This window comes from Actinoplanes palleronii, from assembly GCF_016862315.1.
Lineage (GTDB): Bacteria > Actinomycetota > Actinomycetes > Mycobacteriales > Micromonosporaceae > Actinoplanes > Actinoplanes palleronii.
Genome location: NZ_BOMS01000110.1, coordinates 65,639 through 87,087 on the forward strand (window position 1 = coordinate 65,639; position 21,449 = coordinate 87,087).

Genomic DNA, 21,449 nt, shown 5'->3' on the forward strand with positions numbered 1-21,449 from the left:
CATCTTCGGATACGGACGCCCGTATCGGGTCACCTTGGCCATCAGCGCACCTCCCAGCGCACCGAGCCGACGATCCGCGCGAACTCCTGCATCACGTGCCGGTGACCGGCGTCGGAGCAGGCGCACAGCGGCGTCACGCACACCCGGCCCTGCTCGTCCTGGCGCACCGTCACCGGCAGGCCCTCGCGGCGCAGCCGGTCGGCGGCCCACTCCAGGCGCAGCTCCAGCGACGGGACGCACAGCACCTGCGCGATGCCCGAGTCGATCTGGGCGCCGGCTCGGGTCCAGGTGGAACCGGCGGCCAGGACGAGGCCGCCGATGCCGTCGGTGACCTCCCACTCCCAGCGGCCGAGGCGGGTCTGCCAGACGTGGCGGTGCGGGGCACGGCGGTAGGTCGGGGCGGTCATGCGGCACCGCCTCGGTGTAGGCGGATGGCCAAAGCGGCGGCCGACGCCGCGAGTTGGCTCAGGCCGAGGTTGGCCAACAACTCGTTCGTCAGGTCGACGTTGGCCTCGATGATGTCCTTGCCGTCGTGCAGGGCGGCCTTCTCGAGCAGTCCGTCGATCGCGCCGTTCAGCTCGCGGTCGAGATGTGCACGCAGGGCGGGATTGATGTTGGTCATCAGGCACCTGCCCGCGTGATGTTGATGCCGACCGTGGCCAGCAGGCGAACCAGCAGGCCGGGCTGCACAGCGCTGCGGTGGCGGCCGGGCACCTGCCGGAGAGCGACCGGGCGCTGGCGGGCGGCGTACGCGGCGAATGGCGGCAGCGAGTCCGTGACGAGCGGCTCGTCGACGATGCCGATCGTGCGCGGGATCCGGAGCCGGGTCTCACCGACCGCATCCGGGCGGCGGGGCGGCGGGACGAGCCGCTGGGTGGCCTCGGCGACGGGCGAGATGTTGAAGGTGACGGTGTCGTTCAGGTCGAGCGCGATGGGCCTGCCGTACGCGCCGTAGATCATGCTGGTCATCGGTGCTATCTCCTGCGAAGTGAGTGCGAAGTCGGTGGGGGTGGCCCGGGACGCAGCGGGCGACGTGCGCCCCGGGCCGGGAGCGGACCGGAGACCCGCTAAATTGCCTCCGGGCCGCAGGTCAGGTGACGGGCTCGCGGACCAGGTGGCCGCCGAGCCGGTGGCAGGCGACCAGCGAGTGCCACAGGCAGAGGGGCTCGCCGACGTGCAGGCCGACCGTGACCTGGCGAGTGGCCCGCTCGAAGCACGGGTGGAGCACCGCGTGCTGCCGGAACCTCAGCGGGATGATCTGCGCGATCAGCTCCGGGAACCTGCACCGGCTGATCGGCGGGGTCAGCGGCGCCGGGGCCTCCAGGACCGGGGTGTGGCGGGCCATCAGCGGGACTCGCTGACCGGGGAGACGGCCTCGTGGTTGTGCCAGGTGTTGCCGATGTGCCGCCACTCGCCGGTCGGGCCGTCCCGCCAGATGCCGACTCCGCACCGGCGGCGCAGGGTGTTCCCGTCGCCGGTGTCGTACACACAGACCGGATTCGGGTAGGGCTCGTCGACCAGGCCGACGCCCGACCGGAGCGCGGCCACCTCGGCGCGCAGGCGCTCCAGCTCGGCGTCGCGCTCGTCGAGCTGACCGGGCCGGCCGTTCTCGTGCCAGACCAGCAGCCGGTATTCGAACTTGCCGACATTTGCGGTCATCCGGGTCCGGTCGTTCATGCCCTTGCCGACCTCGATGCCGAGGCGGTCGGCGACCGACTCCAGCACGTCCAGGTTCTTCCGCTGCTCCTCGGCGCTCTGGCCGGTGCCGTTCAGGTGCTTGGAGGCGTCGACGAGGTCCGGGGTCGGAATCCAGGGGTTCTGCTCCAGCCAGTCGGCGAACGCTCGGATGTCGGCGATGCGCTCGGCGCGCTGCTCATCAGGTACGGTCGTGTCGTTCATCGGATCGTTCCTTCCTTGGTTGGTTCCGATGGGCTGCGCGCCGCCTGTTCGCCCAGGTGGCGCGCTTCTGTTTCAGGAGGTCGCGGCGCTGCGCGACCGGGTGGTTGCCGACAGGGCGGACCAGGCCTGCTCGAACAGCGGGCGGTCGGCCTCGGTGTAGGCGAAGACGGAGCGCAGAGCGCCGTCGATGAAGCGGTCGACCTTGGCCGGCATCCGGCCGTGCTCGCCGATGTAGAAGCCCTTGAGCCGGCCGCCGAGCTTGCTGGACACCGAGCGTCGCTCGGCAGCCGTCAGGCCCTTGTCCTCGAGGAACTCGCCGACGGTCAGCGGCCGGCTCATCGGGTCGAGTTCCGGCTCTTCGCCGAGCGCCCGGGCCGCGACGTGCCGTGCCTTGGCCTCCAGCCACGACGGGTCGACGATGCCGCGCATCACGGCCAGGACGTCCATCTGAGCCTTGGACTGCGAGATGATCGCGGCCAGCTGATCCTCGGTGGCGCGGGAATTGATAGCGCCGCCCTTGGTCCAGTACGCCTCGATCGCGTCGGCGACCTCGGACTGGTAGGCGACTAGCACCGGCCGGGCTTCTTCGCTGACGCGGTTCTCGTCGATCGTGGCGAGCAGCATCAGGAATGTGCGGACGTCGACCGTGACCATCCCGCGGGTCTTGCCATCCTCGGCAACCGTGGACTTGGTGACCACGGTTGCCCACGACTTGCCCTTGAGCTTGCGGAGCTGCCGGGAGTAATCGATGCCGAGCTGCTCGACTGCCGGACGGAGAACGACGTGCGGCTTGCCGCTGATGTCGACGGCCAGGACCTCGCCACCGTTGAACGGGATGCGGACGATGTCGGTCATGCCGCCCTCCGGCCGGACCGGGCCTGCGCCGAGCGCAGCGCCATCAGCGAGTAGTGCGCCTTCTTGAGCCGGGTGACCGCTTCGGCCAGTTCGTCGGGCGTCATCCGGCCCTCGGGGTCGGCCTTCTGCTCCCAGCTCTTCTTGCGGCCCTCGGTCGCGGCGGCCGTGGCGGCTTGCCGCTCGGCCCTGGTCGTCTGCGCCCAGCGGGTGTTTGCGGCGATCGATCCGACCAGCGAGCGCTGTGCGGGCGGCAGGTGGTTGGCGGCCATCAGGCTGCCGCCCTCATCGCGTCGGGCATCAGGTCGGCAGGCTTGCAGTCGAGGGCGTGAGCGACTCGGACCAGCGAGCGCGGCGACGGGCTGTGCCGTCCGTTCTCGTAGCCGGACAGGGTGCTCAGGTTCATGCCCGAGCGCTCGGCCAGCGCGGTCAAGGTCAGCCCAGCGGCGAAGCGCAGGCGACGCAATTTCGCCGGGTCATGATCGAGAGGTCGCTTTGAGCGACTTCGCTCCGTCTTTGCGTTGGACATGCCAAGACACTAGCGCTTCTTTGGATTTCTTTGCAAGAGGTTGGCAACCTGTTCGAGTTCTTCGCACGCAGTCGATCGACGTTCGTCAAATTCATTCACGCCCTACCTGCAAAGATCTGCGAAGTTTGGCCATAGACTGCACGCATGTCGAAGAACCTCACGCCACTTGGGGACCTTCTGGAGAAGGCGCGCAGCGAGGTTCTACGCATCTCCGTGCGCGAGGCGGCCCGACGCGCACGCATCAGCGACACCCGCTGGCATCAGGTCGTAACGGGCAAACAGCGCAAGGCCGGGGCGGACGTGCCGGTCAACCCGACCGACCGGACGGTCATTGCGATGGCCAGCGCCGTCGGCGTCGACCCCGGCGACGCCCTGGAGGCCGCCGGCTTCATCCGACTGAGTGACGAGCATGTCGCCGCGATCCTGCGCGAGACCGAGGAACCAAAGCCCTCTGTCGCAGATGCTTCTCGCAGCCTGGTCGACGAGATCGAACGAATCCGGAACCTGAGGGGCGTCTCCCCGGACGACAAGATCCGAATGATCAGGGCACTTGTCGATCTTCACGAGGAGCGCGCAGCGGCGACAGAAGCGCGTTAAGCCTGTCTATCTATTCAGCACCCGTCTAGCAGAATCGTCTAGATCACGGATCAACGCTTGAGCAGGTCATCGGGCCAGCAGTTACGACGCTAAGACCTACCCTCCTTGTAAACGGGAGGTCGTCGGTTCGATCCCGACCGGGGGCTCAAGGGCGGGGTCCCCTGTCCGCGGAAAGCGCGGACCGGGGCCTCTCGCATGCTGATCCGGGGGGCCGAGCCCCCCGGACCCCCGCGTTACGGGCGTTGCGAATGCGGGTTTGTTGCGGTGGTTTGGCCCGTGGCGCTTCTCAGCGCTTCTTGGCGCTTCTCGGCGCTTCGCAGCCATTAAATGTGTCGCCGTCGGCGAGCTTTCCGCTCGCCGACGGCGCTTTTTGTGTGCTTTTAGCTGGTGAGGCGGCGGCGGGAGACTTCGGCCAGGGTTACCGCGGCGGCGACGCTGGCGTTGAGGGACTCGACGTCGGAGTGCATGGGGATGCTGACCCGGAGGTCGCAGGTTTCGCCGACCAGGCGGGACATTCCCCGGCCCTCGGAGCCGACCACGACGATCAGGGGGCCGATCGCGGCTTCCAGCGAATACAGGTCGGTTTCGCCGTCGGCGTCCAGGCCGATGGCGGTGAAGCCGGCCTTCTGAGCTTCCTTGATCGCCCGGGTCAGGTTGACGACCTGGGAGACCGGGACACGGGCGGCCGCGCCGGCGCTGGTGCGCCAGGCGGTCGCGGTGATGCCGGCGGCACGGCGTTCGGTCATGAAGACGCCGTGGCCACCGAACGCGGCCACCGAGCGGATCACCGCGCCGACGTTGCGCGGGTCGGTGATGCCGTCCAGCGCGACGAGCAGCGGAGCGGTCTGCTCCAGGGCCGCGGCGATCAGGTCGTCGAAGTTCTCGTACGCGAACGGCGGCACCTGCAGGCCGACGCCCTGGTGCAGCACCCCGCCGGTCATCCGGTCCAGCTCGTTGCGGCCGATCTCCAGGATCGGGATGCCGCGGTCGCCGGCGGTACGGACGATCTCGGTGATCCGGTCGTCGATGTCGATGCCCTGCGCGATGTAGAGCGCCGTGGCCGGGATCAGCGCGCGCAGCGCCTCGACCACCGGGTTGCGGCCGAGCAGCAGCTCGGGACCTTCCTTGGTGGGGTTGGACCGACGGCCCGGTGCGACCCGGGGACCGCGCGGACCGGCCGCCCGGCCGCCGCCGCCACGGACCGTGGGACGGCTGACGCCGGCGCCACGGCCGCCGCCACGACCCCAGGTGGTGTCCTTCGAGCCGGGGAGGCCGATCTTGGGCGCGCGGCCCTCGGACGCCGCCGCCTGGCGTTCCTTGTTCTGCTTGCGGGCGGTCTTCTCGGGCAGCTTCTCGGTGCCCGAGTAGCCCTTGTGCCAGGGGCGCTCGTCGGCCGGCAGGGTCTTGCCCCGGCCCTTGAGGCTGGCCCGGTTCTTGCCGCCCGAACCGCCGGCGGCACCCTTCTTCGAGGTGGACCGCTTGCTCGCGTTGAATGAATTACCCGGCATCAGTGCTGCTCTCCTACCGTCCATCGCGGCCCGGCCGGAGTGTCCTCCACCTGAATACCCGCGTTCTTGAGCTGGTCGCGCACCTGGTCGGCGGCCGCCCAGTCCTTCCGTGCACGGGCCTGCGCCCGTTGTTCCAGAGCCAGTGCGACGAGTCCGTCGACCACCGGCTTCAAGTCGTTGCCACCCTCGGCGCCGGCCCAGAACGTGTCCAGCGGGTCGAGGCCGAGCACTCCCAGCATGGCCCGGACCGCGGTCAGCGCGCCACGGATGGCCGGCTCGTCCCCGGCGGCCAGGGCGGTGTTGCCCTCCCGGATCGTGTCGTGCACGATCGCCAGCGCCGCCGAGGTGTTCAGATCGTCGTTCATCGCGTCGGCGAACGCCGGCGGCACCGCCTTGGGCCGACCCTTGCCGACCACCTCGGCGGCGCGGTGCACGAAGCCCTCGATCCGCTTGTACGCCACGGCGGCCTCGCGCAGCGCGTCGTCGGTGTAGTCGATCCGCGAGCGGTAGTGCGGGCTGCCCAGGTAATAGCGCAGCTCGACCGGGCGGATCCCGGCCTCCACCAGCGACGGCAGGTCGATCACGTTGCCCAGCGACTTGCTCATCTTGGAGTCACCCAGGTTGAGCAGCGCGTGGTGCACCCAGAACCGGGAGAAGCCGAGCCCGGCCGCCTTGGACTGGGCGACCTCGTTCTCGTGGTGCGGGAAGGTCAGGTCGAGGCCGCCGCCGTGGATGTCGAACTCGTCACCCAGGTAGCGCCGGGCCATCGCGGAGCACTCGATGTGCCAGCCGGGACGGCCCCGGCCCCACGGGGACGGCCAGTACGCGTCCTGCGGCTCGTCGGCCTTGACGCCCTTCCACAGGGCGAAGTCACGGGCGTCGCGCTTGTCCCGCTCCGGGGCGTCGCCGGCCGACCGCATGTCGTCCGGCTTCTGGCCGGAGAGCGCGCCGTACGCCGCATACGACCGCACGTCGAAGTAGACGTCGCCGTTGCCGGACGCGTACGCATGACCGCGCTCGATCAGCGACGTGATCATGTCGTGCATCTCGGTGATGTGCCCGGTGGCCAGCGGCTCGTAGGTGGGCGGCAGCACGTTGAGGGTGCGGTAGTCGCGCTCCAGCAGCAGGCGGTTCTCGTAGGCGATCGCCCAGTACGGCCGGTGCTGCTCCAGCGACTTCTGCAGGATCTTGTCGTCCACGTCGGTGACGTTCCGGACGAAGGTCACCTCGAGCCCGGAGTGCAGCAGCCAACGGCGTAGCACGTCGTAATTGACCGCGGACCGGAGGTGACCGATATGTGGGGAAGACTGCACGGTGACCCCACACAGGTAGATCCCCGCCTGACCGGGGGTCATCGGGACGAAGTCCCGGACCGATCGGGTCGCGGTGTCGTACAAGCGCAGAGTCACCGTACAAGGGTACCGACCGATGCGATCGGATTACCGCCCCGCCCGTACGACACGGACGGGGCGGTACCACTCAGCGTCCGCCGACCGCCGCGTACGCGTCGACAACGCCGTATCCGTAGAACCCGTTGAAGTTCTTTCCGCCCTCACAGAGCGCGTCGAACTCGGCCGAGCGGCCCTCGTTCGTGTAGCTCTGCAGGCGCGGCGTCGGGCAGGCCTTCTCGTCGGCAGTGCGGTACAGGATCTGCTCGACCAGCGACGGCAGCAGCGTCTTGCCGCCCCGCTTGAAGTCCGGCACGCCGTACCGGCTGACGATCAGGGCGCCGACCCCGGCCGCGTGCGGCGAGGCCATCGAGGTGCCCTGCAGGTACGTGTAGTAGCCGCACTTGCCGGCCTTGGTGCAGTCCTTCAGGACCGAGGCCTGACCGGCCGTGGTGATCTCGCCGGCCGCGTCGACGAGGCCCTCTTCCTGCAGCACCTTGAGCGGGTAGCTGGAGAGGATCTCGTTGCCCACGGTCTGGAACGTGTCGGTGCCGAAGCCGTCGCGGTACCAGCCGCCCGGCGCCGAGACCGAGATCTGCTCGGTGCCGTAGTTGGAGAAGTCCGACTTCTTGCCGGACGGGCCGAGCGAGGAGACCCCGATCACGTGCGGGCCCTCGACCGGCAGGTCCCAGCAGGACGCGTTGTCGACCGGGCGGTCGTACGGGTCGCTGCCGTAGTCCGGGCTGGAGATGTCGGTGCGCGGCTTGCCCAGGTCCTCGTGGTTGTTGCCGAGCGCGCCGAAGAGCGTGACGCCCTTGGCGTGCGCGTAGTTGAGGGCCCGCTTCATGCCGGTGATGATCGCCCGCTGCTCGGCCTGGTCCTCGGCGCTGTCCGCCGGGTTGGCCGTGCAGTTGTAGAGCCACGGGTCGACGTAGAACGACATGTTGACCACGTCGATGCCCTTGTCACCGGCGTAGGTCAGCGCGTTGACCACCGGGTCGAGGAAGAAGTAGCCGGAGTCCTGGCCACCCTTGAGCTCGACCAGGGAGACGTTCGGCGCGACACCGGAGACGCCGGAGCCGTTCAGCGCGGCGCCGATCGTGCCGGCCACGTGGGTGCCGTGCCCGCCGTCGTCGGTGCCGATCGGGTCGAGGCAGCCCGCCACCTCGCACTCGCCGTCGATGGCGGCGATGTCCGGGGCGAAGTTGCGCGACAGCTTGGTGCTGAAGTTCGCCGCGAGGTCCGGGTTCGACGCGTCCAGGCCGGTGTCCAGGACGCCGACCGTGACGCCCTTGTCACCCTTCTCGATCTTGCGAGCCTTGTCGGCCTTGACCATGGTCAGGCCCCAGAGCTTGTCGTCCAGCGGGTCGGCCTTGGCCGGGCCGTGGCCCTTGCCGCCGCGCGACTTCAGGTTGGACTCGACCTTCTCGATGCCGTTCGGCGCGTGGCCGATGGCCTTGCGCTCGCTCGCCCCGATCAGCGCGGGGGACGCGGTGGCCTTGCTGTCGAACTTGGCGTCGGTCGACGTCACGCGGTAGACGCCGACGGCGTCGTTACCGCTCACGACGGTGCCACCGGCGGCCTTGATCGCAGCTACCGCGGCGGTCGCGGAGACCCCGTCCGCGGCCACGACCGTGTAATCGACCGCGGCCGTCGGTTCCGCAACGGCGGAACCGGGGACAGCGGTCAGGAACGCCAGACCCGTCAAGGTGATGACGGCTCCGACGGTGAGGCGTCTTCTCATGGAATGCGCTCCTCCTGAGAGTTGGTTCCCCGCATCCCATCGGCAAAGATCGTTCGGCGCAAGGTCAGAGACTGTCTATTTCACGGCCTTGTCATCTTCAGAACATCGAGCGCCTCGTCGAGCTGTGCCTCGGTTAAGGTGCCCGCGCTCACGTGCCCTCGCTCGATCACCACCTCCCGGATCGTACGACCGGTGGCCAGCGCCTGCTTCGCGATCGCGGCGGCCTCGTCATAACCGAGGACCCGGTTGAGCGGGGTGACGATCGACGGGGAGCCCTCGGCGTACCCGCGGGCGATCTCCTCGTTCGCCTCCAGCCCGGCCACGCAGCGGTCGGCGAACTGGTGCGCGACGGCGGCCAGCAGCCGGATCGACTCCAGCAGGTTGCGGGCCATCACCGGGAGCATCACGTTCAGCTCGAAGTCGCCCTGGGTGCCGGCGAAGGCCACCGTCGCGTCGTTGCCGATCACCTGGGCGCAGACCTGGCGGACCGCCTCGGGCACCACCGGGTTCACCTTGCCCGGCATGATCGACGAACCCGGCTGCAGGTCGGGCAGCCGCAGCTCGCGCAGCCCGGCCCGGGGCCCGGAGCCCATCCAGCGGATGTCGTTGGCGATCTTGTAGAGGCCGACGGCCACCACCCGGAGCTGGCCGGACGCCTCGACCAACGCGTCCCGGGCGCCCTGCGCCTCGAAGTGGTCGCGGGCCTCGGTCAGCGGCAGGCCGGTCTCCTCGGCCAGCAGCGTGATCACCGCGGGCGCGAACCCGGGCGGGGTGTTCACCCCGGTGCCCACCGCGGTCCCGCCCAGCGGCAGCTCGCCGAGCCGGGGCAGGGTGGCCCGCAGCCGCTCGACGCCGTTGCTGACCTGCTGGGCATAGCCGGAGAACTCCTGGCCCAGGGTGACCGGGGTGGCGTCCATCAGGTGGGTGCGGCCGCTCTTCACCACGCCGGACCAGGCCTGCGACTTCACCCGCAGGGTGCCGGCCAGGTGCTCCAGGGCCGGGATCAGGTTGGCGCTGATCGCGTCGGTGGCGGCCAGGTGGATCGAGGACGGGAACACGTCGTTGCTGGACTGGGACGCGTTCACGTGGTCGTTCGGGTGCACCGGCCGGTCCAGGGCGCGCGACGCCAGGGTGGCGATCACCTCGTTGGCGTTCATGTTCGACGAGGTGCCCGAGCCGGTCTGGAAGACGTCCACCGGGAACTGGTCGTCGTATCCGCCCGCGGCGACCTGCCCGGCCGCCGCCGCGATCGCCTCGGCCAGGTCCTTGTCCAGCACGCCGAGGTCGGCGTTGGCCCGCGCCGCGGCGCCCTTGATCCGGGCCAGCGCCCGGATGTGCACCGGCTCCAGGCCGCGGCCGGAGATCGGGAAGTTCTCCACGGCGCGCTGGGTCTGCGCCCGCCACAGGGCGTCCGCGGGGACCCGCACCTCGCCCATCGTGTCGCGTTCGATCCGGAAGCCACTCTGCTCAGTCGTCACCGGACAATCCTCTCTCGGCCGCCCCGGACCATCTCGTGATCCACGAGACAGGACCAGGTCATCCGGCCGGGTTCTCCGCGGCCGCGAACTGCTCCGGGATGCCCATCCGCTCGAAGAGCTCCCGGGCCCGCGCGCGCAGGCGCTCGGCCTCCGGGTCACCGTGGTCCAGGCAGGCGGCCAGACCGGCCTGGACCCGGGCGATCGAGTACAGGTTCCGGCTGACCCGGGCCCGAGCAGCCCGGCCACGTGCAGGGCCAGCGTCGTCTTGCCGCTGCCGGCCATCCCGTCGATCACCGCGACGAGCGGGCCGGTGGACCCGGCGATCTCGGCGAGCAACCTGCCGACCTGGGCGCCCCGGCCGGTGAAGTCGCCGACCGTACGCGGAAGGCACCGTGCCGCAGTGACAACCCGATGCCCGGAAGCGGTCTCGCCGGAAAGGATCTCGCGGTGCCGTTCCTGCAGCTCCTCGCCGGGTTCGATGCCCAGCTCGTCGGCGAGCAGCTGCCGCGCGCGGCGGAACTCGGCCAGCGCGTCGGCCTGCCGCCCCGAGCGGGCCAGCGCCAGCATCAGCTGACCGCGCAGCCGCTCCCGCAGCGGGAACCGCTCGACCAGCGCGCCCAGCTCACCAGCGAGTTCGCGTTCCCGGCCGGCGGCCAGCTCCAGCTCGGCCCAGTCCTCGACGGCGAGGGCATACCGCTCGTCCAGCACCGCGGCGGCCTGCCGGATCGCCGGGGCGTCCAGCTCGGCGCAGGCCGGACCACGCCACAGCGCCAGCGCCTGGCGCAGCGCCACCCGGTCGCCGGTCGCCCGGGCCCGGTCCACCGATCGGACGAACAGCGTGGCGTCCAGCTCGTCCGTTCCGACCCGGATGCCATAACCTGCCCGATCGGTGAGTATCACCCCGGGTGGGAGGATCCGTCGCAAACGCGATATACATGACTGCAACTGGCCGCGGGCGGTCACCGGCGGCGCGTCGATCCAGAGCGCGTCGAACAGTTCGCCCGCGCCGATGATCCGGTCGGGATTCAAGAGCAGCATGGCGAGCACGACTCGGTCACGCCCAGCCGTCACAGCCACGTTCTGTCCGGCGACGGTGACAGACAGTGGCCCCAGAATGCGGTAGCGCATGGCAGCCACCCGTCCCCCCGTGCCAGCCATCGAGGTTAGCCGACACGCGAGAGTGGATCGACAGCGGAACGAGAGCGCTGTCCGGCACAGTCGCCACATCACCGCCACAGCTTTGATCACGGGGGCGATCAGCCCGTCCACACGGTCAGGTGTGGGCGGGCTGTTCGTATCTTGACGATCACTCTCGGTTGGACGCGGGCCGAAACGGAACGTACCGTCGGGCGGAGTTTTCCCCCCGACGAAGAGGATTCACTGATGCGACCCGCCATCCTGGCCGTGCTCGCCGGCGGCGTGCTGCTGACCGGCGCCGCCTGTGAAAGCGATGCGAAGGTTTCCAGCAGCGGGACGCCGGTGACGGTCCGCACCTCGGCCACCATCCCGCCCCCGCCGGACTACTCGGCGAACACCACGAAGGTGTGCGAACGCCTCGACAAGGTGTTCACCGGCGAGCTCGACGACTTCGGCGCCGCGATCGGCAAGATGATCGCGTACAAGGAGGCGAAGCAGGCCGACAACGCGGAGAAGGCGGAGAAGGCCGCGGCGGCGGAGTTGCAGTCGGCCGGCAGCCAGATCCGCAAGGAGACCGTCGCGGCGGAGAGCCCGGAGCTGAAGGCCGCCGGCGAGACGTCGGCGCGCAAGCTTGAGGCCAGCGCGAAGACCCGGGCGTACCTCAAAAAGATCAAGACCACCGCGGACCTGGACAAGACCCTGAAGCCGCAGCTGGCCGAGTGGTTGAGCCCGGTCTCCGGCTTCTGCTGAGCCAGCGGGCGGTCCGGACACGGACCGCCCGGTGACTCATCGCTTGCCGATGCTCAGGATCGGTTTGGGTTTGGTGACCTCGGCGAAGAAGTCCTCGCCCTTGTCGTCGACCACGATGAAGGCCGGGAAGTCCTCCACCTCGATCTTCCAGACCGCCTCCATGCCGAGCTCCGGGAACTCGAGCACCTCGACGTGCCGGATGCAGTCCTGGGCCAGTCGCGCCGCCGGGCCGCCGATCGAGCCGAGATAGAACCCGCCGTGTTCCTTGCAGGCGTTGGTGACCTGCTGGGACCGGTTGCCCTTGGCCAGCATCACCAGCGAGCCGCCGGCCGCCTGGAACTTCTCCACGTACGAGTCCATCCGGCCGGCCGTGGTCGGCCCGAACGAGCCGGACGCGTAGCCCTCCGGGGTCTTCGCCGGGCCGGCGTAGTAGACCGCGTGGTCGCGCAGGTACTGCGGCATCGGCTCGCCGGCGTCCATCCGCTCGGCGATCTTGGCGTGCGCGATGTCCCGGGCCACCACCAGCGGGCCGGTCAGCGACAGCCGGGTCTTCACCGGGTACCGGCTCAGCTCGGCGCGGATCTCGGCCATCGGCCGGTTCAGGTCGATCTTGACGACCTGCTCCGTCTCGAGGTGATCCTCGGTGACCTCCGGCAGGAAGCGCGCCGGGTCGGTCTCCAGCCGCTCCAGCCACACCCCGGACGGGGTGATCTTGGCGACCGCCTGGCGGTCGGCCGAGCAGGAGACCGCGATCGCCACCGGGCAGGACGCGCCGTGCCGGGGCAGCCGGATCACCCGGACGTCGTGGCAGAAGTACCGGCCGCCGAACTGCGCGCCGATCCCGAAGTCGCGGGTCAGCTCGAGCACCGCGGCCTCCAGCTCGACGTCCCGGAAGCCGTGCGCCAGCATCGAGCCCGCGGTGGGCAGGTTGTCCAGGTACTTCGCGCTGGCCAGCTTCGCCGTCTTGAGCGCGTGCTCGCCGCTGGTGCCGCCGATCACCACGGCCAGGTGGTACGGCGGGCAGGCCGACGTGCCGATCAGGCGCAGCTTCTCGTCCAGGAACTGCATCATCCGCTGCGGGTTGAGCAGCGCCTTCGTCTCCTGGTAGAGGTACGACTTGTTGGCCGAGCCGCCGCCCTTGGCCATGAAGAGGAACTTGTACGCGTCCGGCTGCCCGTTCGGGTCCTCGGCGTACAGCTCGATCTGGGCCGGCAGGTTGGAGCCGGTGTTCTTCTCGTCCCACATGGTCAGCGGCGCGAGCTGCGAGTAGCGCAGGTTCAGCCGGGTGTACGCCTGGTACACGCCGAGCGCGATGGCTTCCTCGTCGAGCCCGTCGGTCAGCACGTGCCGGCCACGCTTGCCCATCACGATCGCGGTGCCGGTGTCCTGGCACATCGGCAGCACCCCGCCGGCCGCGATGTTCGCGTTGCGCAGCAGGTCGAGCGCCACGAACCGGTCGTTCGGCGACGCCTTCGGGTCATCGATGATCGCCCGCAGCTGCGCCAGGTGCGCCGGGCGCAGGTAGTGCGCGATGTCGTGCATCGCCTCGGCGGTGAGCTGGGTCAGCGCGGATGGCTCCACGGTCAGGAATCGGCGGCCACCCGGGCCCTCGACGACATCCACACCCTCGTCCGTGACCAGGCGGTACTCAGTCAGGTCGTCGCCGGTCGGCAAGAGCGGCGAGTAGGTGAAAGCGGCGCCTCTGCTCATGAGCGGCAAGCCTAGGCCAGCGGGGCGGGGCGATGCGAACCCACCTCCCGGCACGCCCGGATGTCGGCATGTCAGCGGTACGGCAAATAGGCCATGTCCCGGCCGGAAACCAAGATCAAACCACCGGGGGCGGCGGTGAAGACCTTCGCATCAGTGCGCACATCGGCACGTATCGCCCCATTCGCTGGCGCCAGCGCTGTCACCCGTCCGGGAGAGACCACGATCACCGCGTACGGGGTGATCGCCGCGCCCGCCTTGGCCGGCCCGTTCTGCCGCCACGCCACCTTGCCCTTGCCGAACGACCAGCCCCGGATCGTGTCGCCGGCTCGGATCACCGCGTACCGGTCGTCCACCGCGAGCACCTCGGAGGTCTTGTCGCCGTACCAGAGGATCCGCCCGTCCGAGCCGCTGATCAGTTCCTGCCGGCCGTACGGATCGACGCCGAGCAGCACGTCGTACCCACCGGCCGGGTCGCGGTCCTGTTTGCAGTCGCTCTCCGCAGTGCGCAGGTTGAGGCCGTCCCGCTTCCACACCGTCCGGTTCCCCGGCGGCGTGGTGGCCACCACGCCGTAGTAGCAGGTGCCGTCCTTGGCCGTGCCGGTGATCGTGAGCAGCCGGCCGCCGACCACCGCGACCCGCTGGTCCGGTCCGGTCTGCACGGTCTGCACCAGGTGCCCGTTCGCGGTGTCGATCACCCGCACCCGGCCGTTGTCCGGCAGCCCGATCAGGCCGGGCATCACGGCCGGCCCGGCTGCGTCGTCGTCCACGTCACCGCTGCCGAGCCGGCGGGCGTCCGGCAGGTCCGGGTTCGCGGCGTGCAGCACGAAGCCGATGCCGCCGGTCTCCACCGACCAGAGCTGGGTGCCGGCCCGCGGGTCCCAGGCGGTCAACCGGCACTGATTCCCACCCTCGCAATGCAGATCGACAATCCCGTTCTGGTACGTCCAGACCGCGCTGGCCTCGGTGTCCGCCCGGCGTACGGTCCCGGAGCGCGGGTCGAGCACCTGATAACCCTTGGTCAGCAGCCGCCCGGTGACCACCACGGCGTCGGCGCCCTGCCCGGCGAGCGCGGCCCAGTCCGCGTCGGTGCTCCACAGCTTCACCGCCGTGGTCAGGTTGTACGCCTCCACCGACGTGCGGTACTCGACGACGACGGCGTCACCGGCCACCGAGACGCTCTGCGGGGTGCCGCCGAGCCGCTGCTGCCACTGCGTGCCCGGGGCCACCGGCCCGCTCGTGCTGATCCAGTCCCAGACCTGCGGGAACGGATTCCACACTCCGGTCGAGGCCAGCACGGTGACCGTGATGGCGGCGACCAGTGTCAATCCCTTCCACGTGCCCGAGGACGCCATGCCGGAACATTAATGATCCTGATCCACTTCCGGGGCGAGCGTAGAAAGCCCGTGTCGCGGGCTTATATCCGAGTTGCCGCTTTGGTCAGGGGCACCGTCCGGTACGGGATCAGCTCGGCCAGCGCGATGATCGTGTGCGCCCGCCGGATGCCCTCGTAGCCGACGATCTTGTCGATCACCCGCTGCAGGTCGGCGTTGGAGCGGGCCACGATCCGGCACAGGATGTCGCCGCCGCCGGTGGTGGTGTGCGCCTCGAGGACCTCGGGGATCTCGGCCAGGTGGCTCGTCACCGCGTCGTGCCCGTACCGCTGGCTGATCTCCAGGGTCACGAAGCTCATCACCCCGAAGCCGATCGCGGCCGGCGACACCTCCGGCCCGAAGCCCCGGATCGCACCCCGGGCGGTCAGCTTGTCCAGCCGGGCCTGCACCGTGCCGCGGGCCACCGCGAGCCGCCGGGACAGCTCCAGCATCCCGATCCGCGGCTCGTCGTGCAGCAGCGTGATCAGTCGTGCGTCGAGCTCGTCGAGCTGGACAGTCTGCTCAGTCATCCCCGGGCTCTCCTCTACTTATTGCACAGATTGACCAGCTGTTCGGTCGACTCTTGCCCACCGCTGTGACCTGGGTCAACCTCGCCACAGGACGTGCCGCTCACGAGGCGGCCGCTGTGAACCGGAGGGACGCGATGGAACCCGAGAAGAGCCGTGCCGATGTCTTCCCCGTCAAGGGGGTCGACCACCTGCGTTTCCTGGTCGGGAACGCCCGGCAGGCCGCGCACTACTACTCCACCGCGTTCGGGATGAAGTGTGTCGCCTACCGCGGTCCCGAGCAGGGTTTCCGCGACCACGCCGAGTACGTGCTGGTCAGCGGCGGCGCCCGGTTCGTGCTGACCGGCATGGTGCACGCCGGCGCGCCCGGTGCCGAGCACGTGACCAAGCACGGTGACGGCATCTCGGACATCGCCATCGAGGTCCCGGACGTGGACGCGGCGTACCTGCACGCGACCGAGTCCGGCGCGACCGGGGTGACCGAGCCGCACGACCTCAAGGACGAGCACGGCACGGTCCGGCTCGCGTCGATCGCCACCTACGGCGACACCGTGCACACCCTGATCGACCGCTCCGGCTACGACGGCCCGTTCCTGCCCGGCTTCGTGGCCCGCGAGCCGATCGTGTCGGTCCGGCCGAAGCGCTTCTTCCAGGCCGTCGACCACGTGGTCGGCAACGTCGAACTGGGCAAGATGGACGAGTGGGTGGAGTTCTACGCCCGGGTCATGGGCTTCACCAACATGGCCGAGTTCATCGGGGACGACATCGCCACCGACTACTCCGCACTGATGTCCAAGGTCGTCGCGGACGGCACCCGCAAGGTCAAGTTCCCGCTGAACGAGCCGGCCGTCTCGGCCCGCAAGTCGCAGATCGACGAGTACCTCGAGTTCTACGGCGGCCCCGGCGCCCAGCACGTCGCGCTGGCCACCAACGACATCCTGAACACCGTCGACGCGATGCGCGGCGCCGGCGTGGAGTTCCTCGACACTCCGGACTCGTACTACGACGACCCGGAGCTGCGGGCCCGGATCGGCAACGTGCGCGCGCCGATCGAGGAGCTGAAGCGCCGCAAGATCCTGGTCGACCGGGACGAGGACGGATACCTGCTGCAGATCTTCACGAAGCCCGTGCAGGACCGGCCCACCGTATTCTTCGAGTTGATCGAGCGGCACGGCTCCCTCGGGTTCGGCAAGGGCAACTTCAAGGCGCTCTTCGAGGCCATCGAGCGGGAGCAGGAGCTGCGCGGCAACCTGTGACGCCACCACCGCGCAGGGAACCGTCAGGCATACGTGGTAAAGGTTTGCGCATGAGTTCCCTTCCCGCGGGTTGGTACAAGGACCCGGCCGACCCCATCACCCAGCGCTACTGGGACGGTGAGGGCTGGCTGGGCAAGGCCATCCCGGCCGACGCGGTCCCGCCCGACGGGCCACCCGCGGTCGAGGCGGAACCCGAGGCGGCGGCACCCGAGGTGACGCCGCCCGGGGTGGCGCCGGCGCCCTACGCGGCTCCCCCGCAGCCCGGTCAGCCGAGCTACGGTCCGCCGCCCGGCTACGGTCCGCAGCCAGGCCCGCCGCCCGGCTACGGTCCACCGCCAGGCCCGCCGCAGGGCTACGGTCCGCCCCCTGGTTACGGACCGCCGCCTGGTTACGGACCGCCGCCCGGGTACGGTCCGCCGCCCGGCTGGGTCCCGCCGCCCGGCTGGCAGCCGCCGCCCGGAACACCACCTCCGCCGGGTTGGAAGAACGCGCAGCCGCCGCACGCCTACCTCTATCCCACACCCGAGGCTCGCCCGCACGGTTTGCCGCTCGCCGGGCTGGGCCAGCGCCTGGTCGCCCGGCTGATCGACATCTTCGCCGTGCTGGTGCTCAACGTCGTCGTCAACGGCTGGTTCGCCTACCAGTGGTGGCAGGACTTCCGGCCGATCTTCAACACGTACTACGACCAGGTCCTCGCGGACATGAAGCCGGACATGGTCCAGCCGACCGCCAAGATGCAGACGCTCCAGCTGGCCATCTTCCTGCTCGCCACCCTGCTCTGGCTGGTCTACGAGGCCCCGGCGACCAGCAGCCGCGGCCAGACCCTCGGCAAGCGGATCATGGGCATCAAGGTGGTCGGGCTGGACAGCACCGAACCGATCGGGTTCCGCCGCGCGTTCGCCCGGTGGGCGCCGATCGGCATGTGGACACTGTTCTGGTGGTGCCTGGTCGGGTTCGTGGCCCAGCTCCTGTACCTGGTGTCCCCCATGTTCGATTCGCGCCTGCGGCAGGGCTGGCACGACAAGGCGGCTCGCACCGTCGTCGTCGCGCTGCCGCCGCGCGCTCAGCAGACCGTCGAGGCCGCGCCACGCGGCGACATCCCAGGAGGATCCGAATGACCCGGCTGACCCGCGCCGACCTGGACGCGCTGCCCGCGTACGTACCCGGTCGCAACGTCGCCGACCTGGCCCGTGACCTGGGCATCGAAGAGGCGATCAAGCTGGCCAGCAACGAGGTGCCGTACGGCCCGCTGCCCGGCGTGGTCGAGGCGGTCACCGAGGCCGCCCGGCAGATGCACCGGTACCCGGACATGGGTGTGCTCGCGCTGCGCGACGCCCTCGCCGAGCGTTTCGGGGTGGCCGCCGAGCGGGTGGTCACCGGCTGCGGCTCGGTCGCGCTGGCCGAGATCCTGGTCAAGGCGACCTGCCTGCCCGGTGACGAGGTGCTCTACTCGTGGCGGTCGTTCGAGGCGTACCCGATCATCGCGGCCGGGGCCGGCGCCACCAGCGTCCGGGTGCCGAGCACGCCGACCCACGGGCACGACCTCCCGGCGATGGCCGCGGCGATCACCGACCGGACGCGCCTGATCTTCGTCTGCAACCCGAACAACCCGACCGGGACAGCGCTGCACAAGCCGGAGCTCGACCGGTTCCTCGCCGCGGTGCCGTCGGACGTGCTGGTGGTGCTCGACGAGGCGTACCGCGAACTCGTCACCGACCCGGAGGTGCCGGACGGCCTGGACACCTACGGCGACCGCGCCAACGTCGTGGTGCTGCGCACCATGAGCAAGGCGTGGGGCCTGGCCGGCATGCGGATGGGTTACCTGGTCGCCCAGCCCGAGGTGGCCGCGGCCATCCGCAAGGTGCTCACCCCGTTCTCCACCAGCCTGGTCGCGCAGGCCGCGGCACTCGCCGCGCTGCGCCAGGAGGCCGAGGTGGTCCGCCGCTGCGCCCTGGTCACCGCGGAACGCGAGCGGGTCACCGAGGCGCTCCGCAAGCTCTCCTTCGACGTGCCGGACAGCCAGGCCAACTTCGTCTGGCTGCCGATCGGCGACCGCACCGCGTCGTTCGCGTCGGCCTGCGAGACCCGCGGCGTCATCGTCCGCGGCTTCCACCCGGACGGCGTCCGCGTCACGATCGGCACCCAGGAGGAGAACGACGCCTTCCTGGCCGCCGCCGAAGCCGCCCTCACGGTCTGATTCCGCCCCAGACCACAACAAAGACCCGATTTGGTACGAGTAAGGAGCGCTCGTAGCCTACGGACGAGCGCTCCTTACTCGTACCAAATGGGGGTTAATGGGGTGCGGCGGCCTCGGCGGACGTGCGGTGGTGATCCTCGGCGCTGAGCCGGAACGGGAAAACCGACCGGGACGTGAAGACCAGGATCCCGGCCACCACCGCGAGCAACGCCGCCAGCAGCGGCAACGCACCCAGCTGGCCGTTCGTCACGAAGCGCTCCCCCACGAACGCCCCGCCACCGATGCCGATCTGGAACGCCACCACGTAGACCGCCGACGCCGCGTCCCGGGCGGTCGGCGCGACCCGCATCGGCGCCGCGCCCAGGAAGACCGGGATCGCGGTGAACGCCCCGCCCCAGACCAGCGCGGCCAGGATCGTCGGCACGGTGCCGAGGACCGGGGCGAGCAGCGCCACCGACACCGCCTGGGCGCCCAGCAGGATCAGCAGCAGCTGGCCCGGGTTACGGTCGACGTAGCGGCCGACCAGGAACGTGGTGAGCAACCCGACCGCGCCGTAGCCGAGCAGCAGCACGCTGAGCCCGGCGCCGTCCAGCCCGGCGTCCCGGCGGACCAGCGGGGCGATGTAGGTGTACGCCGCGAAGTGCCCGATCACCAGCACCGCGGTCAGCAGGCAGAGCCGCGCCACCCGGCCGTCCCGCAGGATCAGCACGGCGTTGCGGAGTCGTTCCGCCGAGCCGGCCGCCATGTCCCGGGGCAGCGGCGGCAGCTTCGGCAGCACCGCGAGCAGCAGCAGCACGCAGACCGCCCCGCCGACCGCCATCATCCCGACCGCGAAGCGCCAGCCCAGCCACTGCCCGACCGCGGTGCCGATCGGCACGCCGAGCACGATGGCCAGCGAGTTGCCCAGGAACGTCAGCGCGGTGGCCCGCCCGATCTGGTCCGGCGGGGCCATCCGGGCGATGATCGGCCCGATCACCGACCAGAACACCCCGTGCGCGAGCGCGCAGATCAGCCGGGACAGCGCGAGGACCAGGAACGTCGGCGCGAACGTCGCGGCCGCCTGCGAGACGACAAAAATCGCTACCGTGGCGGCGATCAGGGTGTGCCGGGGGACCCGCATGGTGAGCGCGGTGAGCGGGATGGTGCTCAGCGCGGCGACCACGGCATAGCTGGTCAGCAGCAGGCCCACCTGCGCCTCGGTGACGTGCAGGCCGGCCGAGATCTGCGGCAGCAGGCCGACTGGCAGGGTTTCGGCGGTGACGTAGAAGAACGCGGAGGCGCCGAGAACGACCAGCGCGGGGCGGTTGAAGCTCACTCCCGCACAATAAGCTTCACTGAAGAGTAAAAGAAGGGGATCGGCTGTGACGACGCGCTCCACCGAACTGCTCCGGGTGGTGCACCGGAGCCCCGGCGTGACCCGCGCCGACGCCGCCCGGCTGCTCGGCATCGGCACCGGCGCGGCCACCGAGCTGGTCACCAAGCTGAGCCGGGCGGAGCTGCTGGTGCAGGGCCCGGCCGCGCCGAGCGGCAGCCGGGGCCGGCCGACAACGGTGCTGCTGCCACACCCGGCCGGCCCGCTCGCCCTGGCCGTCGCGATCACCCATGAGACCTGGCGGGTCGAGGCGGTCGAGCTGGGCGGCGCCCGCACCGCCGCGCTGGGCGGAGGGCACGCCGGCGCCGCCTGGGCCGAGGTCCGCGACGCGGTCCGGGCCGCGATCGAGGAACTTCGTCTTCGGTACGGATCACGTCTGCGCGCGATCGGCGTCGCCGCTCCCGGTACGGTCTCCCGCGACCGGCGCCTGGACGCCACCACGGCCGGCTGGCTCGACGTCGACCTGACCACGCTCTGCCCGGACGCCGAGGTGTTCGTGGCCGGCAACGACGCCACCCTGGCCGCCACCGCCGAGTCCCGCCGGGGTGCCGCCACCGGCGCCGCCGTCGCGCTGTACCTGCAGATCGAGGCGGGCCTGGGCGGCGCCGTGGTGGAGGACGGCCGCCCGGTGATCGGCGCGCGGGGTGCGGCCGGCGAGTTCGGGCACATGCCGTTCGGCGACCCGGCGATCCGCTGCCCGTGCGGCGCCCGCGGCTGCTGGGGCATCGCGGTGGACGGGCACGCGCTGGCCCGGTCACTCGGCGAGCCGGTCCCGGTCGACCCGATCACGTACGCCCGACGGGTGATCACCACGGCGGCCCGGGCGCTGGCCGCCGCCCCGCCGTACCCGCCGGAGGTCGACGCGGTCCGGGCGGTCGCCGCGACCCTGGGCCGGGGCATCGCCGGACTGGTCAACGGGCTGGACGCGGACCTGGTCGCGCTCGGGGGCCTGGGCGCCGACCTGCTGGCCACGGTCCCCGCCGAGATCGACGCGGCGTACCGGGACGGCCTCATGTCGATCCACCGCGACGCGCCGCCACCGATCGTGCCGGCCGCGCTCGGCGACGACGGCCCGATCGCGGGCGCCGCCGAGGAGGCCTGGACCGCCCTGCTGCCCCGGCTGGCCTGAGAACGC

The 21,449-nt window shown here is 70.6% G+C and carries 22 protein-coding genes and 1 pseudogene; 6 read left to right on the forward strand and 17 right to left on the reverse strand.

From position 1 onward, the window contains the following. Window positions 1–41 precede the first annotated feature (41 nt). The 8 genes from Apa02nite_RS34320 to Apa02nite_RS34355 all read right to left on the reverse strand — a co-directional run bounded on the left by Apa02nite_RS34320 (window position 42) and on the right by Apa02nite_RS34355 (window position 3,280). Window positions 42–407 (reverse strand): hypothetical protein, encoded by a 366-nt coding sequence (locus Apa02nite_RS34320; protein ID WP_203828777.1) that lies wholly within the window; start codon window positions 405–407, stop codon window positions 42–44. Then, window positions 404–622: a hypothetical protein gene (locus Apa02nite_RS34325; RefSeq protein WP_203828778.1), complete on the reverse strand. Its 219-nt coding sequence runs from the start codon at window positions 620–622 to the stop codon at window positions 404–406. Before Apa02nite_RS34325 ends, Apa02nite_RS34320 begins: the two co-directional genes overlap by 4 nt. Beyond that, window positions 622–969 (reverse strand): hypothetical protein, encoded by a 348-nt coding sequence (locus Apa02nite_RS34330; protein WP_203828779.1) that lies wholly within the window; start codon window positions 967–969, stop codon window positions 622–624. The genes Apa02nite_RS34325 and Apa02nite_RS34330 overlap by 1 nt, the downstream gene beginning before the upstream one ends. Window positions 970–1,090: 121 nt before the next feature. Continuing rightward, window positions 1,091–1,345, reverse strand: a complete 255-nt coding sequence (locus tag Apa02nite_RS34335) for a hypothetical protein (RefSeq protein WP_203828780.1) — start codon at window positions 1,343–1,345, stop codon at window positions 1,091–1,093. Next, complete coding sequence (locus tag Apa02nite_RS34340) at window positions 1,345–1,899, reverse strand: hypothetical protein (RefSeq protein WP_203828781.1); 555 nt, start codon at window positions 1,897–1,899, stop codon at window positions 1,345–1,347. The genes Apa02nite_RS34335 and Apa02nite_RS34340 overlap by 1 nt, the downstream gene beginning before the upstream one ends. Before the next feature lie 72 nt (window positions 1,900–1,971). Continuing rightward, window positions 1,972–2,754, reverse strand: a complete 783-nt coding sequence (locus Apa02nite_RS34345) for a phage antirepressor N-terminal domain-containing protein (RefSeq protein WP_203828782.1) — start codon at window positions 2,752–2,754, stop codon at window positions 1,972–1,974. Next, the gene (locus tag Apa02nite_RS34350) at window positions 2,751–3,023 is read right to left on the reverse strand and encodes a hypothetical protein (protein ID WP_203828783.1); all 273 of its coding nucleotides are present in this window, start codon (window positions 3,021–3,023) and stop codon (window positions 2,751–2,753) included. Before Apa02nite_RS34350 ends, Apa02nite_RS34345 begins: the two co-directional genes overlap by 4 nt. Beyond that, window positions 3,023–3,280 (reverse strand): helix-turn-helix domain-containing protein, encoded by a 258-nt coding sequence (locus Apa02nite_RS34355; protein ID WP_203828784.1) that lies wholly within the window; start codon window positions 3,278–3,280, stop codon window positions 3,023–3,025. Before Apa02nite_RS34355 ends, Apa02nite_RS34350 begins: the two co-directional genes overlap by 1 nt. Before the next feature lie 144 nt (window positions 3,281–3,424). On the opposite strand from Apa02nite_RS34355, the gene Apa02nite_RS34360 reads away from it, so the two are divergent. Beyond that, window positions 3,425–3,877 (forward strand): helix-turn-helix domain-containing protein, encoded by a 453-nt coding sequence (locus Apa02nite_RS34360; RefSeq protein WP_203828785.1) that lies wholly within the window; start codon window positions 3,425–3,427, stop codon window positions 3,875–3,877. A 380-nt stretch (window positions 3,878–4,257) separates the two neighbouring features. Here the strand turns inward: Apa02nite_RS34360 and rlmB are convergent, their stop codons facing one another. The 5 genes and pseudogenes from rlmB to Apa02nite_RS51335 all read right to left on the reverse strand — a co-directional run. Continuing rightward, complete coding sequence (gene rlmB / locus Apa02nite_RS34365) at window positions 4,258–5,385, reverse strand: 23S rRNA (guanosine(2251)-2'-O)-methyltransferase RlmB (protein ID WP_067700197.1); 1,128 nt, start codon at window positions 5,383–5,385, stop codon at window positions 4,258–4,260. Continuing rightward, window positions 5,385–6,794, reverse strand: coding sequence for a cysteine--tRNA ligase (gene cysS, locus Apa02nite_RS34370; RefSeq protein WP_203828786.1), 1,410 nt, complete (start codon window positions 6,792–6,794; stop codon window positions 5,385–5,387). Before cysS ends, rlmB begins: the two co-directional genes overlap by 1 nt. Window positions 6,795–6,864: 70 nt before the next feature. Continuing rightward, window positions 6,865–8,517 (reverse strand): S8 family serine peptidase, encoded by a 1,653-nt coding sequence (locus tag Apa02nite_RS34375; protein WP_203828787.1) that lies wholly within the window; start codon window positions 8,515–8,517, stop codon window positions 6,865–6,867. Between the two features lie 80 nt (window positions 8,518–8,597). Continuing rightward, on the reverse strand, window positions 8,598–9,953 hold the full coding sequence (locus tag Apa02nite_RS34380; RefSeq protein WP_239164752.1) for a class II fumarate hydratase: 1,356 nt from the start codon (window positions 9,951–9,953) through the stop codon (window positions 8,598–8,600). Between the two features lie 489 nt (window positions 9,954–10,442). After that, window positions 10,443–11,222 (reverse strand): annotated as a pseudogene (locus Apa02nite_RS51335) (AfsR/SARP family transcriptional regulator); the annotation flags it as partial. A gap of 156 nt (window positions 11,223–11,378) precedes the next feature. On the opposite strand from Apa02nite_RS51335, the gene Apa02nite_RS34390 reads away from it, so the two are divergent. Further along, window positions 11,379–11,882 carry a hypothetical protein gene (locus tag Apa02nite_RS34390; RefSeq protein ID WP_203828788.1) on the forward strand — a complete coding sequence of 168 codons (504 nt, stop codon included), beginning with the start codon at window positions 11,379–11,381 and terminating at the stop codon, window positions 11,880–11,882. 36 nt (window positions 11,883–11,918) lie between these two features. On the opposite strand, the gene Apa02nite_RS34395 is transcribed toward Apa02nite_RS34390, so the two are convergent. The 3 genes from Apa02nite_RS34395 to Apa02nite_RS34405 form a co-directional block, all read right to left on the reverse strand. Beyond that, window positions 11,919–13,592, reverse strand: coding sequence for a fumarate hydratase (locus Apa02nite_RS34395; protein WP_067700270.1), 1,674 nt, complete (start codon window positions 13,590–13,592; stop codon window positions 11,919–11,921). Between the two features lie 71 nt (window positions 13,593–13,663). Next, complete coding sequence (locus Apa02nite_RS34400; RefSeq protein WP_203828789.1) at window positions 13,664–14,944, reverse strand: PQQ-binding-like beta-propeller repeat protein; 1,281 nt, start codon at window positions 14,942–14,944, stop codon at window positions 13,664–13,666. Window positions 14,945–15,006: 62 nt separating this feature from the next. Next, a complete protein-coding gene (locus Apa02nite_RS34405; RefSeq protein WP_203828790.1) occupies window positions 15,007–15,492 on the reverse strand; it encodes an Lrp/AsnC family transcriptional regulator in 486 nt (161 codons plus the stop codon). 134 nt (window positions 15,493–15,626) lie between these two features. Between Apa02nite_RS34405 and hppD the strand changes: the two genes are divergently transcribed. The 3 genes from hppD to hisC are packed head-to-tail and all read left to right on the forward strand — an operon-like array spanning window position 15,627 to window position 18,942. Beyond that, window positions 15,627–16,745 carry a 4-hydroxyphenylpyruvate dioxygenase gene (gene hppD, locus Apa02nite_RS34410; RefSeq protein WP_157441799.1) on the forward strand — a complete coding sequence of 373 codons (1,119 nt, stop codon included), beginning with the start codon at window positions 15,627–15,629 and terminating at the stop codon, window positions 16,743–16,745. A gap of 50 nt (window positions 16,746–16,795) precedes the next feature. Beyond that, entirely contained in the window at window positions 16,796–17,863 is a 1,068-nt protein-coding gene (locus Apa02nite_RS34415; RefSeq protein WP_203828791.1) for an RDD family protein, read from the forward strand. Further along, a complete protein-coding gene (gene hisC, locus Apa02nite_RS34420; RefSeq protein ID WP_203828792.1) occupies window positions 17,860–18,942 on the forward strand; it encodes a histidinol-phosphate transaminase in 1,083 nt (360 codons plus the stop codon). Before Apa02nite_RS34415 ends, hisC begins: the two co-directional genes overlap by 4 nt. A 94-nt stretch (window positions 18,943–19,036) precedes the next feature. On the opposite strand, the gene Apa02nite_RS34425 is transcribed toward hisC, so the two are convergent. Next, window positions 19,037–20,257, reverse strand: a complete 1,221-nt coding sequence (locus tag Apa02nite_RS34425; RefSeq protein WP_239164750.1) for an MFS transporter — start codon at window positions 20,255–20,257, stop codon at window positions 19,037–19,039. A 46-nt stretch (window positions 20,258–20,303) separates the two neighbouring features. Here Apa02nite_RS34425 and Apa02nite_RS34430 point away from each other — a divergent pair, with 46 nt between their 5' ends. Further along, window positions 20,304–21,443: an ROK family protein gene (locus Apa02nite_RS34430; protein WP_203828794.1), complete on the forward strand. Its 1,140-nt coding sequence runs from the start codon at window positions 20,304–20,306 to the stop codon at window positions 21,441–21,443. Window positions 21,444–21,449 lie beyond the last annotated feature (6 nt).

Bases quoted from the DNA above. Each gene is read 5' to 3' on its own strand.
- Apa02nite_RS34320 (WP_203828777.1), bottom strand. From the start codon at position 407: ATGACCGCCCCGACCTACCGCCGTGCCCCGCACCGCCACGTCTGGCAG.
- Apa02nite_RS34325 (WP_203828778.1), bottom strand. From the start codon at position 622: ATGACCAACATCAATCCCGCCCTGCGTGCACATCTCGACCGCGAGCTG.
- Apa02nite_RS34330 (WP_203828779.1), bottom strand. From the start codon at position 969: ATGACCAGCATGATCTACGGCGCGTACGGCAGGCCCATCGCGCTCGAC.
- Apa02nite_RS34335 (WP_203828780.1), bottom strand. From the start codon at position 1,345: ATGGCCCGCCACACCCCGGTCCTGGAGGCCCCGGCGCCGCTGACCCCG.
- Apa02nite_RS34340 (WP_203828781.1), bottom strand. From the start codon at position 1,899: ATGAACGACACGACCGTACCTGATGAGCAGCGCGCCGAGCGCATCGCC.
- Apa02nite_RS34345 (WP_203828782.1), bottom strand. From the start codon at position 2,754: ATGACCGACATCGTCCGCATCCCGTTCAACGGTGGCGAGGTCCTGGCC.
- Apa02nite_RS34350 (WP_203828783.1), bottom strand. From the start codon at position 3,023: ATGGCCGCCAACCACCTGCCGCCCGCACAGCGCTCGCTGGTCGGATCG.
- Apa02nite_RS34355 (WP_203828784.1), bottom strand. From the start codon at position 3,280: ATGTCCAACGCAAAGACGGAGCGAAGTCGCTCAAAGCGACCTCTCGAT.
- Apa02nite_RS34360 (WP_203828785.1), top strand. From the start codon at position 3,425: ATGTCGAAGAACCTCACGCCACTTGGGGACCTTCTGGAGAAGGCGCGC.
- rlmB (WP_067700197.1), bottom strand. From the start codon at position 5,385: ATGCCGGGTAATTCATTCAACGCGAGCAAGCGGTCCACCTCGAAGAAG.
- Apa02nite_RS34375 (WP_203828787.1), bottom strand. From the start codon at position 8,517: ATGAGAAGACGCCTCACCGTCGGAGCCGTCATCACCTTGACGGGTCTG.
- Apa02nite_RS34380 (WP_239164752.1), bottom strand. From the start codon at position 9,953: ATGGGCGAGGTGCGGGTCCCCGCGGACGCCCTGTGGCGGGCGCAGACC.
- Apa02nite_RS34390 (WP_203828788.1), top strand. From the start codon at position 11,379: ATGCGACCCGCCATCCTGGCCGTGCTCGCCGGCGGCGTGCTGCTGACC.
- Apa02nite_RS34395 (WP_067700270.1), bottom strand. From the start codon at position 13,592: ATGAGCAGAGGCGCCGCTTTCACCTACTCGCCGCTCTTGCCGACCGGC.
- Apa02nite_RS34400 (WP_203828789.1), bottom strand. From the start codon at position 14,944: ATGGCGTCCTCGGGCACGTGGAAGGGATTGACACTGGTCGCCGCCATC.
- Apa02nite_RS34405 (WP_203828790.1), bottom strand. From the start codon at position 15,492: ATGACTGAGCAGACTGTCCAGCTCGACGAGCTCGACGCACGACTGATC.
- hppD (WP_157441799.1), top strand. From the start codon at position 15,627: ATGGAACCCGAGAAGAGCCGTGCCGATGTCTTCCCCGTCAAGGGGGTC.
- Apa02nite_RS34415 (WP_203828791.1), top strand. From the start codon at position 16,796: ATGAGTTCCCTTCCCGCGGGTTGGTACAAGGACCCGGCCGACCCCATC.
- hisC (WP_203828792.1), top strand. From the start codon at position 17,860: ATGACCCGGCTGACCCGCGCCGACCTGGACGCGCTGCCCGCGTACGTA.